18 protein-coding genes are annotated in these 16,650 nt (G+C 61.5%); 3 read left to right on the forward strand and 15 right to left on the reverse strand.

Annotation, left to right across the window (positions count from 1 at the left end; all coding sequences use genetic code 11):
- Positions 1–166 precede the first annotated feature (166 nt).
- Both NYQ83_RS01135 and NYQ83_RS01140 read left to right on the forward strand, forming a co-directional pair.
- Positions 167–1,378: a bifunctional 2-C-methyl-D-erythritol 4-phosphate cytidylyltransferase/2-C-methyl-D-erythritol 2,4-cyclodiphosphate synthase gene (locus NYQ83_RS01135; protein ID WP_261213882.1), complete on the forward strand. Its 1,212-nt coding sequence runs from the start codon at positions 167–169 to the stop codon at positions 1,376–1,378.
- On the forward strand, positions 1,371–1,883 hold the full coding sequence (locus NYQ83_RS01140; RefSeq protein ID WP_409976938.1) for a CinA family protein: 513 nt from the start codon (positions 1,371–1,373) through the stop codon (positions 1,881–1,883). The genes NYQ83_RS01135 and NYQ83_RS01140 overlap by 8 nt, the downstream gene beginning before the upstream one ends.
- Positions 1,884–1,893: 10 nt before the next feature.
- Here NYQ83_RS01140 and NYQ83_RS01145 read toward each other — a convergent pair whose 3' ends face one another.
- The 12 genes from NYQ83_RS01145 to NYQ83_RS01200 all read right to left on the reverse strand — a co-directional run bounded on the left by NYQ83_RS01145 (position 1,894) and on the right by NYQ83_RS01200 (position 14,261).
- Complete coding sequence (locus NYQ83_RS01145) at positions 1,894–2,364, reverse strand: type II toxin-antitoxin system RatA family toxin (protein ID WP_092812290.1); 471 nt, start codon at positions 2,362–2,364, stop codon at positions 1,894–1,896.
- 4 nt (positions 2,365–2,368) lie between these two features.
- Positions 2,369–3,349, reverse strand: a complete 981-nt coding sequence (gene lipA / locus NYQ83_RS01150; RefSeq protein ID WP_261211578.1) for a lipoyl synthase — start codon at positions 3,347–3,349, stop codon at positions 2,369–2,371.
- A gap of 9 nt (positions 3,350–3,358) precedes the next feature.
- Complete coding sequence (locus tag NYQ83_RS01155) at positions 3,359–3,679, reverse strand: GlsB/YeaQ/YmgE family stress response membrane protein (RefSeq protein ID WP_409976970.1); 321 nt, start codon at positions 3,677–3,679, stop codon at positions 3,359–3,361.
- Positions 3,657–5,078, reverse strand: coding sequence for a dihydrolipoyl dehydrogenase (gene lpdA / locus NYQ83_RS01160; RefSeq protein WP_261211579.1), 1,422 nt, complete (start codon positions 5,076–5,078; stop codon positions 3,657–3,659). Before lpdA ends, NYQ83_RS01155 begins: the two co-directional genes overlap by 23 nt.
- A gap of 154 nt (positions 5,079–5,232) precedes the next feature.
- On the reverse strand, positions 5,233–7,593 hold the full coding sequence (locus NYQ83_RS01165; protein ID WP_261211580.1) for a glucose/quinate/shikimate family membrane-bound PQQ-dependent dehydrogenase: 2,361 nt from the start codon (positions 7,591–7,593) through the stop codon (positions 5,233–5,235).
- A gap of 128 nt (positions 7,594–7,721) precedes the next feature.
- Positions 7,722–8,147: a rhodanese-like domain-containing protein gene (locus NYQ83_RS01170; RefSeq protein WP_128294068.1), complete on the reverse strand. Its 426-nt coding sequence runs from the start codon at positions 8,145–8,147 to the stop codon at positions 7,722–7,724.
- Between the two features lie 152 nt (positions 8,148–8,299).
- Positions 8,300–8,425 carry a hypothetical protein gene (locus tag NYQ83_RS01175; RefSeq protein ID WP_261211581.1) on the reverse strand — a complete coding sequence of 42 codons (126 nt, stop codon included), beginning with the start codon at positions 8,423–8,425 and terminating at the stop codon, positions 8,300–8,302.
- Between the two features lie 465 nt (positions 8,426–8,890).
- A complete protein-coding gene (locus NYQ83_RS01180; protein WP_409976971.1) occupies positions 8,891–10,225 on the reverse strand; it encodes a mechanosensitive ion channel family protein in 1,335 nt (444 codons plus the stop codon).
- A 159-nt stretch (positions 10,226–10,384) separates the two neighbouring features.
- The gene (locus tag NYQ83_RS01185) at positions 10,385–11,182 is read right to left on the reverse strand and encodes a YdcF family protein (RefSeq protein WP_261211583.1); all 798 of its coding nucleotides are present in this window, start codon (positions 11,180–11,182) and stop codon (positions 10,385–10,387) included.
- 97 nt (positions 11,183–11,279) lie between these two features.
- Positions 11,280–12,113, reverse strand: coding sequence for an aldo/keto reductase (locus NYQ83_RS01190; protein WP_261211593.1), 834 nt, complete (start codon positions 12,111–12,113; stop codon positions 11,280–11,282).
- Positions 12,114–12,189: 76 nt separating this feature from the next.
- Complete coding sequence (locus NYQ83_RS01195; protein WP_261211594.1) at positions 12,190–13,494, reverse strand: DUF2254 domain-containing protein; 1,305 nt, start codon at positions 13,492–13,494, stop codon at positions 12,190–12,192.
- Positions 13,495–13,601: 107 nt separating this feature from the next.
- A complete protein-coding gene (locus NYQ83_RS01200) occupies positions 13,602–14,261 on the reverse strand; it encodes a glutathione S-transferase family protein (RefSeq protein ID WP_261211596.1) in 660 nt (219 codons plus the stop codon).
- 215 nt (positions 14,262–14,476) lie between these two features.
- Between NYQ83_RS01200 and NYQ83_RS01205 the strand changes: the two genes are divergently transcribed.
- Positions 14,477–14,956, forward strand: a complete 480-nt coding sequence (locus NYQ83_RS01205) for a methyltransferase family protein (protein ID WP_261211598.1) — start codon at positions 14,477–14,479, stop codon at positions 14,954–14,956.
- Between the two features lie 31 nt (positions 14,957–14,987).
- Here the strand turns inward: NYQ83_RS01205 and NYQ83_RS01210 are convergent, their stop codons facing one another.
- Genes NYQ83_RS01210 through NYQ83_RS01220 form a run of 3 tightly spaced genes read right to left on the reverse strand, consistent with a single transcriptional unit; the run spans position 14,988 to position 16,627 of the window.
- Positions 14,988–15,431, reverse strand: coding sequence for a VOC family protein (locus NYQ83_RS01210; RefSeq protein ID WP_261211600.1), 444 nt, complete (start codon positions 15,429–15,431; stop codon positions 14,988–14,990).
- On the reverse strand, positions 15,412–15,849 hold the full coding sequence (locus tag NYQ83_RS01215) for a GNAT family N-acetyltransferase (protein WP_261211602.1): 438 nt from the start codon (positions 15,847–15,849) through the stop codon (positions 15,412–15,414). Before NYQ83_RS01215 ends, NYQ83_RS01210 begins: the two co-directional genes overlap by 20 nt.
- 4 nt (positions 15,850–15,853) lie before the next feature.
- Positions 15,854–16,627 carry a glycoside hydrolase family 25 protein gene (locus NYQ83_RS01220; protein WP_246008581.1) on the reverse strand — a complete coding sequence of 258 codons (774 nt, stop codon included), beginning with the start codon at positions 16,625–16,627 and terminating at the stop codon, positions 15,854–15,856.
- Positions 16,628–16,650: the final 23 nt, after the last annotated feature.

Raw genomic sequence — 16,650 nt, forward strand, 5'->3', positions numbered from 1 at the left:
GGGCGCCAGCAGGGCGCGATTGGGAATCGACAGCCCGGCAATCTTCAAGCTATCGGTGGTGAGATCTGCGTCGGGCAATGATGAAAAATCCGGCAAAAACTATGTTTGCCGATAATCTAGTCATGTCTACGGCTTCGGCAAGTCCGTGAGCGAGGTTTCGGTACACATGAACGGTGAAGAAGGCAATGTTGCGCCACGCTCGTCCGCACGACCCAGATATGCAGCCCTGATCGTGGCTGCCGGGCGGGGTCATAGATCCGGGCTCGGCCTGCCGAAGCAATATGCGCAAATCGGCGGGATGGCGGTGTTGCGTCGCACCTTGCTCGCTTTCCAGGAGGCTGCCGAGATCGACGTCATCCGCTGTGTCATCCATCCGGATGACCGTGCTCTTTATGACGAGGCGGTTGCGGGTTTGTCCGGGATCGGAGAGCCGATTGCCGGCGGAGCGACGCGACAGATCTCGGTGCGTCTCGGGCTCGAAGCACTTTCGGACGAGCGGCCGGAGATCGTCCTCATCCACGATGCGGCGCGCGCTTTCGTCTCGCGCGAGCTCATCGCCCGGATGACGACGGCAACCGACGACAAGACCGGAGCGGTTCCGACGCTCGCGCTCTCTGACTCGTTGAAGCACGTCGAGGACGGCGTCGTCTTGGGGACGATCGAGCGATCGAGCTGTCGCGCCGTCCAGACGCCGCAAGTTTTTCCATTCCAACCTATTTTGGACGCGCACCGGGCCGCTGCGGAACGCGACGACCTGACCGATGATGCGGCGGTCGCAGAGGCGGCCGGCCTCCATGTGCGGTCCGTCGAAGGCGATGAAAGGAACATCAAGCTGACTACTTCCGAAGATTTTGCGCGAGCTGCTGCCCATCTGGCTCCGGCGCGCGAATATCGCGCAGGTCAGGGCTTCGACGTGCATGCCTTTTGTCCAGGCGACCACGTTTTCCTGTGCGGTGTGAAGATCGATCACGATATGGCCTTGGAGGGCCATTCGGATGCCGATGTCGGGCTGCATGCCCTCACCGACGCCATCTATGGCGCGATCGGGGAAGGCGATATCGGACAGCACTTCCCGCCGAGCGACCCGCAATGGAAGGGCGCCGATTCAGAGATCTTTTTGAAGGCTGCGATCGAACGCGTGGCCGCTCGCGGCGGAGCGATCGTCAATGTCGACGTGACGCTGATCTGCGAAGCACCGAAGGTCGGGCCGCATCGCGAAGCCATGTCGGAACGACTGTCTGAGATGCTCGCGATCGCCCGCCACCGTATCAACGTCAAGGCGACGACGAGCGAGAAGCTCGGCTTTACCGGCCGGCGTGAGGGCATTGCAGCTCTTGCTGCCGTCAGCGTCGCGGTGCCTGGAGACATCGATGCGTGACATGGAAAGCAAGGCGATCGAACTTCTTGATCTCTGCAAGGACAAGGGCGTCCGGCTGGCGACCGCCGAATCCTGCACCGGCGGCGGCATCGCGGCTGCCCTGACCGACATCCCCGGCTCATCCGCCGCCTTCGAGCGTGGCTTCGTCACCTATTCCAACGAGGCCAAGGAAGAGCTTCTCGGCGTGCCGAAGACGCTTATCGACGTCGAGGGCGCAGTCAGTGAAGCCGTGGCACGTGCGATGGCGGAAGGCGCCCTCGCCCATTCGCATGCCGATATGGCGGTCTCAGTGACAGGCGTTGCAGGGCCCGACGGCGGAACCGAGGCAAAGCCAGTCGGCCTCGTGCATTTTGCTGTGGCGCAACGCCATGGCGCGACCGGCCATCGTGAGAGATGGTTCGACCCTCTCCTCGGTCGCGAAGGGATCCGGCGCGAAAGTGCGATCGTCGCGCTCAACTTTCTGATTGAGACGGCGCAAATGCTGCCTGGTCGGCAGGCGGAATAAGAGCGTCCGTTCAGGCGCGGCTGGGCGCGCCCTCGGTTCCGTAAAGCGTATCCGCGCGGCGTTCGAAGGACGCAGCAAAGGTTCGAAACACGCGATCGAACATCGCGCCCATCAGCGTGGCGAGCGTCCGGCTCTTGAACTCGTAATCGATGCAGAAATGGATCTTCGCCTGGTTTTCACCGAGGCGCTCGAAGGTCCAGATATTCTCCATCGTCCGAAACGGCCCATCGAGGTAATCGGCCCGGATGGACAGAGCCTCACGGTCCAGGGTCACCTTGCTGGTAAACGTCTCGCGCAGCATCTTGTAGCCGACGGTCATGTCGGCGACGAGGATCGTACGACCCTCGATCTGCTTTCTTCCCCGCACGTTCAGCCTCTCGCAGAACGGCACGAATTGCGGGTATTTCTCCACGTCCGCGACGAGATCGAACATCTCCTCCGCGGAGTGGCTGACGGTGCGGGAAGTCTCGTGATGATGCATGGGATCAGCTGGCGAGTGCAGCGCGGGCCTTGCGCAGGCGGGCGAAATCGTCTCCGGCGTGGTGGGAAGACCGCGTCAATGGGCTCGCCGACACCATGAGAAAGCCTTTGGCATAGGCGATTGCCTCGTAACTCTTGAAGCCCTCAGGAGGGACGAACTCTTTCACCGGATAATGCTTGCGCGAGGGCTGCAGGTACTGGCCCATGGTCAGGAAGTCGACCTCAGCCGTCCTGAGATCGTCCATGAGCTGCAGCACTTCATTGCGCGTCTCCCCAAGCCCGACCATGACGCCGGACTTGGTGAACATCTCCGGATCGAGCTCCTTCACGCGCTGCAAAAGCCGGATCGAATGGAAATACCGGGCCCCCGGCCGCACCTTGAGATAAAGCGACGGCACCGTCTCCAGATTGTGGTTGAAGACGTCGGGACGCGCTTCGACGACGATCTCGAGCGCACCCTTCTTGCGTAAGAAATCGGGCGTCAGAACTTCGATGGTCGTCTCCGGCGTCGCCTCGCGAATGGCGCGAATGACCGCTGCGAAATGCGCCGCGCCGCCATCCTCGAGGTCGTCTCGGTCGACAGAGGTCACCACCACATGCTGCAGCCCCATCTGGGCGACGGCGTGCGCGAGATTCTCCGGCTCGTCCGGATCCACAGGCCCCGGCATGCCGGTGCGCACATTGCAGAACGCACAGGCCCGCGTGCAGGTCTCGCCCAGGATCATGAACGAGGCGTGCTTCTTTTCCCAGCACTCGCCGATATTGGGACAGCCCGCTTCCTCGCACACCGTGACGAGTTTGTTCGACCGAACGATACCGGCCGTATCGCGGTAGCCTTGGGAGACGGGAGCCTTGACGCGGATCCAGGCGGGTTTGCGCTGGATCGGCGAATCCGGCCTGCGGGCCTTCTCTGGATGACGCGGCCGAGAAGTTGCCTCGGGCGCGCCATCTTCAGAAGGTTCGACTGTGTTGATGAGAGTGACCAAAACTCTTGACTATCTGCGGCCGCGAACTGCGCGGTAACCAAAAATGAGAAGGCAGGCGCCGATCGCGGCCACGACGAGCTGACCGATGAAGCCGCCGAGGGTGGAACCGAACAAACCCACCAGTATGGCATTCAGGATAATGGCACCCAGAATGCCCAAGACGATATTTGTGAGCAGGCCGTGGTCGGCGCTCATCACTTTTTCGGCGATCCAACCGGCGAGACCGCCGATGATGATCGTCATAATCCAACCGAAACCTTCCATCCCCGTCTCCTCTAGATTGCTTTCAGCCCTGTCGGGCACGAGTTCATACGTGGATAACGCGGTCATACGCGTCAAGAACGCTCTCGTGCATCATTTCCGAGAGGGTCGGATGCGGGAACACCGTGTGCATCAACTCTTCTTCCGTCGTTTCGAGGTTCATCGCGACAACGAATCCCTGGATCAGTTCCGTCACTTCGGCACCGATCATATGAGCACCCAGAAGCTCCCCTGTCTCTGCGTCAAAAATCGTTTTGACGAGCCCGTCCGGCTCCCCGAGCGCGATGGCCTTGCCGTTGCCGATGAAGGGGAAACGCCCGACACGGATCTTGCGTCCGGTTTCCTTGGCTTTGGCTTCGGTCAGCCCGACGGAGGCGATCTGCGGATGACAATAGGTGCAACCCGGGATCTTGAGCTTGTCCATCGGGTGCGGCTCCATGCCCTTGATCGCCTCGATGCAGATGACCCCTTCGTGCTCGGCCTTGTGCGCGAGCATCGGCGGACCCGCGACATCGCCGATCGCATAGACCCCCTCGACGCTCGTCCGGCCATAGGGATCGGCCGCAATCAGCCCCCTCTCCGTCTTCACGCCGAGATCTTCCAGGCCGAGACCGTCGATATTGCCGACCACGCCGACTGCGGAGATGACCCGCTCGAAGGTCTTCTTCTCGCTCTTGCCGTCTTTCGTCTCGATCGTTGCCGTAACGTCGTCTGAGCCTTTCTCAAGCTTCGAGACCTTCGCTTCGGTCAGGATCTTGATGCCCTGCTTTTCAAGGCGCTTCCGCGCGAGCGATGAGATCTCCGCATCCTCGACGGGGAGGATCTGCGGCAGCACCTCGACCACCGTCACGTCGCAGCCGAGCGTGTGGTAGAAGGAAGCGAATTCGATCCCGATCGCGCCGGAACCGACGACGAGAAGCGATTTCGGCAAGCTCTTGGGCGCCATCGCCTCAAAATAGGTCCAGACGAGCTTCTGGTCGGGTTCGAGGCCTGGAAGAACCCGCGGGCGTGCGCCCGTTGCCACGATGATGTGCTTGGCGGAGTACTGGCCGGGCTCGAGCGCCCCCTTCGGAGCCGGCTCGTCGCTCGGCGACACCTCGATCTTGCCCTTGCCCGCAAGCTTCGCTCTGCCCCAGATGACGTCGATCTTGTTCTTCTTCATGAGGAAGCCGACGCCCTGGTTGAGCTGACCGGCGACATTGCGCGAACGCTTGACGACGGCGCCCATGTCGAAGCCGACTTTTTCCGCCGTCAATCCGTAATCGCCGGCCTTCTGCATGTAATGGAAGATCTCGGCGGAGCGCAGCAAGGCCTTCGTCGGGATGCAGCCCCAATTGAGGCAAATTCCCCCGAGGTGGCGCGCTTCGACGATGGCGGTCTTGAAGCCAAGCTGCGCGGAACGGATAGCCGTCACGTAGCCGCCGGGTCCTGCGCCAATGACGACTACGTCATAAGATTTATCCGCCATTTCGCCTCGCCTGATCCTCTTTTCATGGTCCTGCCGGATTGCTCCGGAGGCTGCAAGGTAATGGCCGCAGCGTTTGGATCAAGAAGGAAGGGGGCGGAAGCTGCCATGCACCGCCCTCTCCTTTTCTCAAGCTCGTCCCGCGCCGGGGACGAGATCAGGTCGACGGCAACGCATAGGCGACGATCGAGTCACCCGTTTTCGTGCCGAGGGATCCGTGACCGCCGGCGACGACCAGGAGATATTGTTTGCCGTCAACGGCATAGGTCATCGGGGTCGCCTGGCCGCCGGCGGGCAGGCGATCTCGCCAGAGTTGCTCGCCGGTCGTCGCATCAAAGGCGCGAACGTAATAATCGAGCGAGCCGCTCATGAAGGCGAGATTGCCGGCCGTCAGGATCGGGCCGCCGAGGTCCGGCACACCCATCTTGAACGGCAGCGGGATGGGCGAGCGATCACGCACGGTCCCGTTTCGGTGCATGTAGGCCACCTTGCCCGTGGTGAGGTCCGCACCCGCGACGTAGCCCCAGGGCGGAGCCTGACAAGGAAGCCCGATCGGCGAGGTGAAAGGCTTCAGGCTCACTGCGAACGGGGCCCCGTAATTCTCGTTGAGGCCGGGTTTGCCCTCCGAAACGTAATTCTTCTCCGGATTTTCCCGAGGGATGAGCTTGGAGACGAAAGCGAGATAGGACGGCGTACCGAAGACGATCTGGCGGACCGGGTCGACGGCGACGCCGCCCCAGTTGAAGACGCCGAAATTGCCCGGATGGACGAGACTGCCTTCTGTCGAGGGCGGTGTGAAGCGGCCTTCCCAGCGATACTGGTGGAATTCGACACGGCAAACGAGCTGGTCGAACATGGTCGCACCCCACATGTCGTGCTCGGTGAGCCGCGGCGGCTTCAGCGAAAGTGCCGATGTGGGCTGCGTCTTGGCCGCGTGATCTCCCTTGGCCGCACCTTGCGGTGCGGGCTCTTCGGTGACCGGGAGAATGGGATCGCCCGTCCGCCTGTCGAGCACATAGATGTCACCCTGTTTCGTCGCCTGAACGACGGCTGGAACCGTGTTCCCATCGATCTGAAGGTCGATCAGGCTCGGTTGTGACGGTACATCCATGTCCCACAGATCGTGGTGCACGGTTTGAAACACCCAGCGAAGTTCGCCGGTGACGAGATCGAGCGCCACGATCGAGGAAGAGAAGCGCTCGGTTTCCGGGGTGCGGTTGCCGCCCCATTGGTCGGGTGGCGCATTGCCGAGCGGCACGTAGAGGAGGCCGAGTTCCGGATCGGCACTCATGGTCGTCCACGAATTGGGCGAGTTGGCCGTATAGGTCTCGCCGTCAGAGATCGGCGTCGTTTCGTCCGGCCGGCCGGAATCCCAGTTCCAAAGAAGATCACCCGTGTCGATATCGTAGGCGCGGATGACGCCCGAAGGTTCTGTCGTCGAGACGTTGTCGTTGACCGAGCCGCCCACGACGACGAGACCGCGCGCAATCACCGGCGCGGAAGTCGAATAATAGAACCCCTCCTGGAGGTTCGGCATGTTCGCCCAGAGATTGACATGGCCGTTCTCGCCAAAACTGCGACACACCTCGCCCGTTTCCGCATTGAGAGCGATCAGGCGGGCATCGGATGTCGGCAGATAGATCCGCGTCGGACACTCGGTTGCGGTGGCGCTGTCAGATCCTTCGAGCGATTGGTAATAGGATACGCCGCGGCAGGTCTGATGCTGCCGGCTAGCTTCGGTCCCGACCTCCGGATCAAAGCGCCATTTTTCCTCGCCGGTCGCGGCGTCGAGAGCGATCGCCAGATTGTGCGGCGTGCAGAGGTAGAGCGTGTTGCCAATCTTGAGCGGCGTGACCTCGTAGGTGGTTTCCTTCGGATCGCCCGGCCGCCTCGTGTCGCCGGTATGATACTGCCAGGCGACCTTGAGATGGTCGACATTGCCGGCATGAATCTGGTCGAGCGGGGAATATTTCTGGCCGAACTCGGTGCGCCCATAGGCAGGCCAATCCGCCGCCGGCACATCTGCGGCCTCGCCCGACGGCCCGGTCTCCGCGTCGGCCATTCGCGCCGCCGGAAGCTGTCCCTGGAGATCGGCGGACGGCGTTGCGAGCGCATAGATGGCGACGCCCACGGCAAGAACCAGCGAGACGCCGAGCGGGATCCCCGCCCCGCGCCAGGCTGCAGGCCGCGGGTCAAAAAAATCGCGCTTCAATGAGCGCGTTACGAAAGGCAGAAGCAGCCAGATACCGATGAGGACGACGATGTCGCCGCGCGGAGCCAGTTGCCACCAATCGAAGCCCGCCTCCCAGATCGCCCAAACGAGCGTGCCGAGGACGACGGCAGCGTAGACGTAAAGCGCGGCCGCGCGATGCATGAACAAAAGGATGCCGGTGGCCAGAAAGCCGACAGCGGCAAGAATGTAATACCAGGAGCCACCGAGGGCTGCGAGCCAGATGCCCCCGACGGCAAGGGCAGCGCCCAGCAATGCGATGGCGATGCCAGTGATTGTGGCGACCAAATTCTCTCCTCCGGGATGGTTGATGTCTTACCAACACGGAAGGAGGCTCTCGGTTTCCCGTCGACGCCAGAATCCTTTGCCGGCGGAGATTGCGGGTGGGACGTTACGCCGGACGAGGCTGTTTCAGTTCACTTCTTCGGGCTTGGGCTTGCGTCTTCAGCTGGCGATTCAACACGCAGTCCGGCCTTCTTCCACGCCCCGAAGCCACCCTCGATATGTGCGACGGGCTTCAAGCCCATCTCGGCGGCGCGGCCAGCAGCCAGCGCCGAGCGCCAGCCTGCCGCGCAGAAGAAAATGAATGGGCGGTCTTCGGCAAAGACCGGCTTATGGTAGGGGCTCGCCGGATCAATCCAGAATTCAAGCATGCCTCGCGGGCAATGGATGGCGCCTGGGATCCTTCCCTCGCGCTGCAGTTCTCGGATATCGCGCAGATCAACGAGGACGGCTTCGGCCTGGTCGTGCCGCCGGAACGCCTCATCGGCGCTCACGGTTTCGATTGTCGCCTCGGCCTCGTCGATGAGCTGACGGTAGCCTTTGACGATTTGCTGCGGCATGGGTTTCTCCTGTTTCTCCGCCCCTTTAGCTAGGCAGTCTTCAGGAAGAAATGCAAACGCTTCGGCGTGGGAGAGCCGGCGCGGCTAAGGGCAATAAAAAACGCGGGACCTTTCGGCCCCGCGTACTGCGCGATTTCCTAGGATGAATGCGGTCAGCTGACCGCCACCGTAGTCGCTCCGCCACTGACCACCAGCGAGATCACCAGCAGCAGTCCTGCACAGACTGCAAAGGTAATCGCCGCCGCCCGCCAGCAGGACGGCTCGTTCAAATCGGGCATCAAATTCCCCTTTGTCCCCTGGTGAGGAGGGAGTCCTTGGACCCTCCCGACACCGAAAACCGTTACAATTTGCCAAAGCTGACTTCAAGCTGAAGATGGCTCAAATTTGCCACCTTTTTGCCTCAATCGCGTTCGGCATCCACCTTGCCCGCCGTCGCCAAATATCAACGCATCCACGGCTTACGCGAGGCCTGCGCCGATGAAAAAGCATTCGCGGCTAGAAAAGTTGGGCGGTCCACTTCATCCTTCGTTCCCGCCGGTCCGCCCCTGCGCAGGCCACGCTGCAGGGGCGCTCGAGGGTGACCGAGAGGCTGATGGCCTTGGGCCGATCAGCGGCGGGAATGTGGCGATGAGCGGGAGAGAAAGCAAGTCTTAATAGAGGTTAACGGCTGCGTCATCCACATAGCAGCCATACATAAGACGCTGGGCTTCTTTCTCCCTATAAGCCCCTGAAAGTTAACATGTTTAGAGTGGCGCCTTCGGGTCGGCATGGAGCCGCGAGCCACCCTTCGCCCGGTTCGATCTCGCTTTGTCTTTCGACGAGGCCTCTGCGCTCGGGGGCCGCGAAACGCGCACTTCGACTGGCTCGCTCAAGATGACTTGCCGATGCGGGAATGGGATGGAGACATCCGCCTCCTTGAAGGCGTCCCAGCAGGCTAGAAGCACCTTGCCGCGCACATTGGTGAGACCGTTCTGGGGATCGCGGATCCAGAAGCGAAGAATGAAATCGATCGAGGATTCGCCGAAGCCGGTCATCCAGCAGACCGGCGGAGGTGCCTGATGAACCCGCTCGACAGATTTCGCCGCGTCGATCGCAAGCCGGCTCACCTGGTGCGGATCGGACGTGTATGCGACGCCGAAATGTACGTCGAGGCGAATCAAGGTGTCGGTGAAGGACCAGTTCACCACCTGCTGGGTGATGAAATCCTCGTTCGGAATGAGGAATTCCTTGCCATCACGGGTGACGACGGAGACGAAACGGGCACGCAGCTCGCGGATCCAGCCAAACGTCTCGCCGAGTGAAATCGTGTCTCCCGGTTTGATCGACTTGTCGAGAAGGATGATCATGCCGCTGATAAAGTTCGACACGACCTTCTGGAGGCCGAAGCCGATGCCGACGCCGACCGCGCCGGAGAAGACGGTGAGCGCGGTGAGGTCCACACCGACGGCCGAGAGAGCGGTTGCCGCCGCCGCGACGATGAGCGCGAATTTGACGACTTTTCCGAGAAGCACGCGGATCGTGGGCGTCAGATCGCTGGCGCGTTCGAGCCGCTGCTCTACGAAATTGCCGAAGGTGACGGCGAGCCATAAGAGCCCGCTCAAAAGGAGGATCGCCTGGAGCAGAAAGAGCAGTGACAGGCGGAAGGACCCGATTTGGAGCGCAGCGGCATCGAGCAATGCGGTCGCCTCGTCGAGGAGACCTGTGATGCGCAGCGCCACGAAAGCCCAGGCCAGCACGGCGATCATGCGGCTGACCGCTCGATTGCGAATGAGTTTCGAGACGACGGAGATCAGCACCCAGGCGGCGACGAGAGACGTCGCAATTGCCAACAGGTAGGTGCGGCTCGGCCAGGTCACCGTTCGCATGACCGTGAGGACGGCCAGCAAGACGACGGAAAGCACGATCCAGTTGGTTCGTCGCAGCAGGAGTGCGAGGAATCGGAGAAGACGAGGCTGTCCCCGGATCGCCCTCACCCGCGGTTCGAGGCGTGCTTCAGCAAAGCGCCCGATAACAACACTCAGAAGGACTGCGGCGATGATGATGGCGACCTGGATCAACATCCAAGGACGCATGAGCATTTCGACGAAAGCCAACAGGCCCGTCTCCGCGTCGCCGAGCAAGGCGGCGACATTTCCGTCCATCAGTTCGTCCAAGGGCAAGACCTTCCCGCTTTTAACGAGGTTCTTAACGCAGCCAGCCTCGCAGACGATCCTTTAGGACGCTTGCAACGTCGATCGCTACGGGCCGGGAAAGAGCGTGTCGATGCGTCCGGTCCAGTAATAAGCAAGCAGCCCGACCCATTCGCGGAACGCGACATCGGTGCGCCGAAGTCCGTCGCTGACGGTGGCGAACGGGCGCATCCAGTCATCAGGCGCAGCCCGGAAATCCACCGGATAGGCCGTGACCGGGAAGCCTGCGGCGCGAAACACGCCGACAGCCCGCGGCATATGAAAGGCCGACGTCACCAGCCACCAGGTTTCATCCGCTCGCGGTTTGGCAATTTCCTTCGAGAAGCTGGCGTTTTCCGCCGTATTGCGGGAGTTGGATTCGATCGTCACGCGCTCCGGCGAGAGCCCGAAACGCTCAATGGCCTCTCCGACGAGTTCGCCCTCCGTCTTCCTGCCCCCGCCGGTCAGTGCACTGCTGCCTCCTGTGAAGACGATGCGGGCCTGCGGATAAGCCCGCGCAAGGCGCAAGAGAGCGAGAATGCGGTCCCCCGCTTCGGTCAGCTCAAGCCCGGCGTCGCGCTCGCCGCTTACCCGATCAGAGAGAGCGCCGCCTAAGACTATGATGCCGTCGGGGGCGGCGTTGTCCGATGCGGGCTGCTCGAAGCGGTTCTCCAGAGGAAGGATCAACCAGTTGGCCACGGGGCCAAGTCCGCAGGCCAGAATGCCGACGAGCCCTACCGCCGCCACGACAGCGCCGACGCGAAACGACCACAGCATCTGAACCACGACGCCGAAGATCGTCAGAATGACGAGCGCATTCGAGGGAGCGAGAAAAAAGCCCGCAACCTTTGAGATTATGAAGAACATCGGCTCCTGCCCGATCGACGAATCATCTCCGGACTGGCCGAAGATGATGGCTCATATCACGGGAAGGCGCAGACGGCGGGTGCCGTCATGCGAAGCCTCAGGCCGCCTCGTCCCAGTCAGGTGCCCAATCCGGGTCGATGGTGCGGCCATCCGGACGCGCCAGCGCCGAGATCCGGCCCATTTCATCTGGGGTCAGAGCAAAATCAAATATATCATTGTTTTCGTTTACTCGTTCTGCCTTCGAAGAGCGCGGTATCGCGACCACCCCCTCCTGCTGGATATGCCAACGCAGGATGACCTGGGCGGGTGTCCGCTCTTTCTCTTCGGCGATCTCCCGCACGACCTCTTCATCCAAGACCGCGCCGCGGGCGATTGGCGCGTAAGACGTCAGAGCTAGGCCGTGTTTGCGGCAGGCCGCATGAACGATGCTTTGATCGAGATAGGGGTGATACTCGACCTGGTTTGCGACGATCGGCTCATCGGCGTGGCGCATCGCGGCTTCGATGAGGGCGGCCGGAAAATTCGACACGCCGATGTGTTTGGTCAGCCCCTGCTTCTTCGCCTTGCACAGGCTTTGGATCTGTTCGTCGAACGGGATCGACGGGCTCGGCCAATGGATCAGCACGAGATCGGCCTGGTCGATCTGAAGACGCTTCAGGCTTCCCTCGACAGATTTCTGGAAATCCCCGTCGCGAAGATTCTCGTGCCATACCTTCGTTGTCACGAAGATGTCGTCGCGCGGCGTGACATGGTTTGCGAGAGCGTCGCCGACGGCTTCCTCGTTGTCGTAGGCTTCCGCAGTGTCGATGTGTCGATATCCGGCGTCGAGCGCGACCTCCACCATGTGGCGGCAGACATCGTCCCGCAGCCGCCAGGTTCCAAAACCGAGCGCCGGAATCTCGGCGCCATTCGCCGTGACGGTGAGTGTCATATTGTGCTCCTTTGTCTCTCGAAGCCCAACCTGGCGCGTCTCGGCCAGGCTTCAAGCCAGCAAGGGAGCTCGGCGATCAGCTCTGCCGCGCGGCGCGCCGGCTCTTCAATTCACGTTCAATCTTTTTGCCTTCGGCGCCCCGCTCCTCGACGCGCCGAAGCAGCCCATGAATGATGGAGCGTTCTTCGTCCTGCAGATCGGTCATAAGGGCGCTCTCGGCGACGAGGTGCGCATGGTGTTCATAGATTTCACGCAATCCGGGTTTGATGGAAGCCGCCGCGAGATCGCCCAAGGTGCGCAAAAGCGCTTCGTTCATCACGAAGACTTCCTTCCCCGCCTGACGGAGCGGGTTGATGACGGAGCCCACGACCTCCTCAAAATGCATGGGCTGCGGCACCAGCATCACGTCGCGCTTCTCGTTCCACCGAATTGCCGGAGTGAGGTCGCGTCCGTCGAGCAAGGCGAGCGACGCCGCGAGATGGTTGGCGCAGGCGACTGCCGTAAAGACATCGTTGACGCCGGGCGACAGAGCCCGCAGCGCGATCTCGACCAGAAGCCTGAAACGTGCGGGCAGATCCTGAAAGTAGGTTCGCGCCGAACCGAGAATGACCGCGTCACGTACGAGACCGGCAAAGCCGTCAGGCATTTCTTCGCAATCGATGCGCGCCAGAGGCTTGCGTTTAATGACGAAGTCGCCGGGCTGAACCAGCATTTCGATCACGCGAATACTGTCGTCAGCGGCGTCGACGATAGCCTCGTAGCTGATCGAGGACACATACCCCTCGGCATCGGCAAAAATGATGGCTCCTCTGGCCGGCTTCGGCGCCGGCAAGGCGAGACCCGCGATCGACTTATCTTCCTTCAGGTGGGACTGGAGAGCGTCCTGCAGATTGCCGGCGACGCGCGCCACAATGTGATCGACGCTGACCTGATCGGTGATGTGATTGACGAAGACGACGAGAAACGACAGCGCCACGATGACGAGCAGAATGGCAAGGCCGATCGAGATGGTGCGGGTCTCGATGAAGGTGCCAACGTAGTAAAGGATCGTCAGACTGTATGTGAAAACCGCGAGCTGCATCCCGAGCGTCAGGCGCGTCAGCCGATCCTGCCGCAAGTCCTGAACGAGGCGTGGCCCAAGCGACGTCGCCGCCAGGTTTCGGATCAGGAGAGACAGCGAATACACGATCGAGGTCGCAGAGATCGTCGCCGCTGCGATCGTGCTCAAAATCGCGCGGGCCGTATCCGGCTGGATCTCGCGGAAAAAGTGATTCCCGAGCAGTTTCTGCAGCGCGCGCCACTGATCGAGCTCAAGCGAAATCAGAGCAGCGATCCATCCGGCTGCACCAATGACGAGCGGGATGAACCAGAAGCTCGTCAAAATATTCTGCAGGCGGAGGCGCCATCGCTCCAAACGCAGGAGGCCGCGAATATCTAAAAACAAGGTCGGCCTACACTTTCCGTCCCATGACCGGACGCTTCACGAGTTCAGCTCAAGGGCAGAACAAGCGCCTTCCGTGCTGCGGGACGCTCCATGATCCGCGCGCAATAGGCCTCAAGGTTCGGCGCCGGCGTGCGTTCGAGCGGCAGGTTAAGCCAGCGCAGGACGATCGCACCTATGGCGATGTCGCCCATGGTGAACGTTTCCCCGCTGACGTATGGCCGGTCGCCCAGCCATTTCTCGAGAATCGCGGCGCAGGCTTCGCCCTTCTTCTGGCTGGCCGAGACCGCCGCATGGTCACGCGCGTCCTCGGGCTGACGAACGAGATTGTAGAATGCGGGGCCGATCGCCGGACCGAACGTCGTCGTCTGCCAGTCCATCCAACGGTCCGAATCGGCGCGAACTCTGAGGTCGTTCGGCCACAACGCGCCCGCGCTGTGCTGCGCGCAAAGATAGCGAACGATCGCATTCGATTCCCACAGGACGAAATCATCATCCACCAGAACGGGGACGAGGCCGTTGGGATTCATTTTGCGGAATTCGGGGGTGTCGACATGTCCATGCTGACGTCCCGCCAAAACGAGATCGTAGCTGAGACCGATCTCGTCCAGGCAGAAAACGACTTTCTGGACATTGATCGAATTGGGGCGGCCGTAGATTTTGAGCATGCTGGAAGATGCGTCGCCGCGCAGCGTTCCGTCAATCATGGCGTGGTGCGATCTTCGAAATGTCTGGGGGATTGAAAAGGCTCGGCCTCTTCTGGGGGGCGTCCGGGCGCCCTGTGGTGGCCTCACCAAGGGATGCGCCGATTTTTCGCGCGCCTTGAGCGCCGGGAAAGAACGCAAGTCTAATTGTCGGCGAGACTGTGTTGAGGCACCACCAGATCTAATTGGCGACCACAACAGCTTCGACGGGAGGCACCGTGGAAAACAGCTCAAATCCGCAGACCGCGCCAAGCTCGGTCCCCTGGCCACCCATCATCGTGGCGGGCTCAGTGTTTCTCGGGCTGCTTCTCGCCTATGTCGCGCCCCTGCCCTGGCCCGATTCAGACGGCGCCCTGCGTGGTCTCGGAGGCTTGATCGTTCTTGCCGCTCTCGGGATCGACCTTTGGGGCTATCGAACGTTCAGGCCGCACCAGACGACACTACGGCCCGATCGGGCGGCCTCTGCTCTCGTGACCGAAGGACCGTTTCGATATTCCCGCAATCCGTTTTATGTCGGCAACGTCATGCTCGTTGTCGGGCTCGGACTCGCCTTCGCCAATTGGTGGCTGGTTTTGCTCGCGCCGGTCGCGTTGGTGCTGATGGATCGCCTCGCTGCACAGCCTGAAGAGAAGCACCTCGAAGACGCTTTCGGTGCCGAATATCTCGCCTACAAAGCGCGCGTCGGCCGGTGGCTGTAAGCGCTACGGCGAGCCCGACTGGCCGCCAACTTCAGAAGTTCGGCCAAAGTCCGCGAGTGGCGAGCTCAACGACGTTGCCGTCGGGATCACGGAAATAGAGGCTGCGCCCGCCGCGCGGCCAGCTGACTTCGCTAAGGATGGCGATGTCGTTCGCCTGCAGGTGCCGCTTCCACTGACCGTAGCTGTCGGTGGCGATGCGGAAGGCGAAATGCGCCGGGCCCTCAGAATGATGGCCCGGAATCACTCCGCCCGCTGTCTTGGTGTCTTCCAGCGTATCGCCACGATGAAAGACGAGGAGAACCTCTGATGGTCCCGCCGCGTAAGTCATCATCCGCGACGTGCCGGTCATCCGCTCCAAACCGAGCGCTTCGCCGTAGAAGGCATGGGCTGCCGCCAAATCCGCGACATAGACGGCAGTTTCCAGGATCCCCTCGATCTTCGGGGCCGCAGCTTTCTCAACGTTCGTATCTGACATAGGCGGTCAATTTTCCAACTTGGTCATAAAGGGCACGTGCGCGTCGGTTCGAAGCCTCTGTCTGCCAGTAAACCTTGTCGGCATTCTGTGCTTCCGCTTCGGCGAAAACGGCGTCCATCAAAGCCCGGCCGGCACCGAGTCCGCGCGCGTCCGCTGCCACGAAGAGGTCTTCGAGATAGAGCCGATCGGCGCTCGCCCAAGTTGCCGGATGAAAGAGACAATGGGCAAAACCGACAAGCCGGTCGGCATCGTAGGCGCCAAGCGCGAACATCGCGCCCTTTTCCAGAACCAGCCGACGCCACGTCACATCGCACACTTCCGGCGCGAGATCGACACCATAGAAGGTGAGATAGGCTTGCCACAGAGGCTCCCAGGCGGAACGATCGGAGGCTTTCAATCTGCGGATTTTGAGCGTCATCGGATCAAAGCCCGGTCTGACTTCTCAACCAGCGTCTCCAGGTCTTTTCGTCACCGTTGAAGGCGTTGCGGTCAACAGCGCCCTTGATTCCGTCGACGCGACCGGTGGCCGTAAACTGCCAGAACAGGAACGGCCGATTCTTGAAGCGCTCCTTCGGCTCGGCCGCGACGCTGCGCAGCCAGAACGGGTAATCCTTATAGCGTCCTTCCAGAATGTCCTTATGGAAGTTGATGTCGGTGTAGATGATCGGCTTCTTGCCGGTGTGCTCTTCCATCGCCTTCAGGATTACATCGATCTTGGCGAGCGCCTCCTCCTTGGAGATTTTGTGAGGGCAGCTCTGCGATTGATGATTCCATTCCAGGTCGAGAACCGGGGGAAGCTGGGTCTTATCCTGCGGCACGGCGAGCTGGTACCACAACGCCTGTTCGGCCGCCGTTCTGCACCAATACATGAAATGGTAGGCGCCGCGCGGGACGCCCGCACGGGCTGCGGCTTCCCAATTGTCGTAGAAATTCTCGTCGACATGATCGCCGCCCTCCGACACCTTGATGTAGGCGAAGCGAATGCCGTCGGCGCGGACCCGGTTCCAGTCGATATCACCCTGATATTTGGAGATGTCGATGCCCTGGACAGGCAGGGCATGGGCGCGTGCCACGCCCGGATGCGGGTCTGAATCCGGCAGGTATTTGATAGCAGCTCCGCCGCAGCCGGTGAGCAAGAGGCCTGCGAGAAAAACAGGCGCCAGCCTGCGGTACGAAACGGGAAATGCGCGCATCATGTAAGCCGTCCCCAAGGATCGGC

The sequence above is a fragment of the Afifella sp. JA880 genome (assembly GCF_025379905.1).
Lineage (GTDB): Bacteria > Pseudomonadota > Alphaproteobacteria > Rhizobiales > Afifellaceae > Afifella > Afifella aestuarii.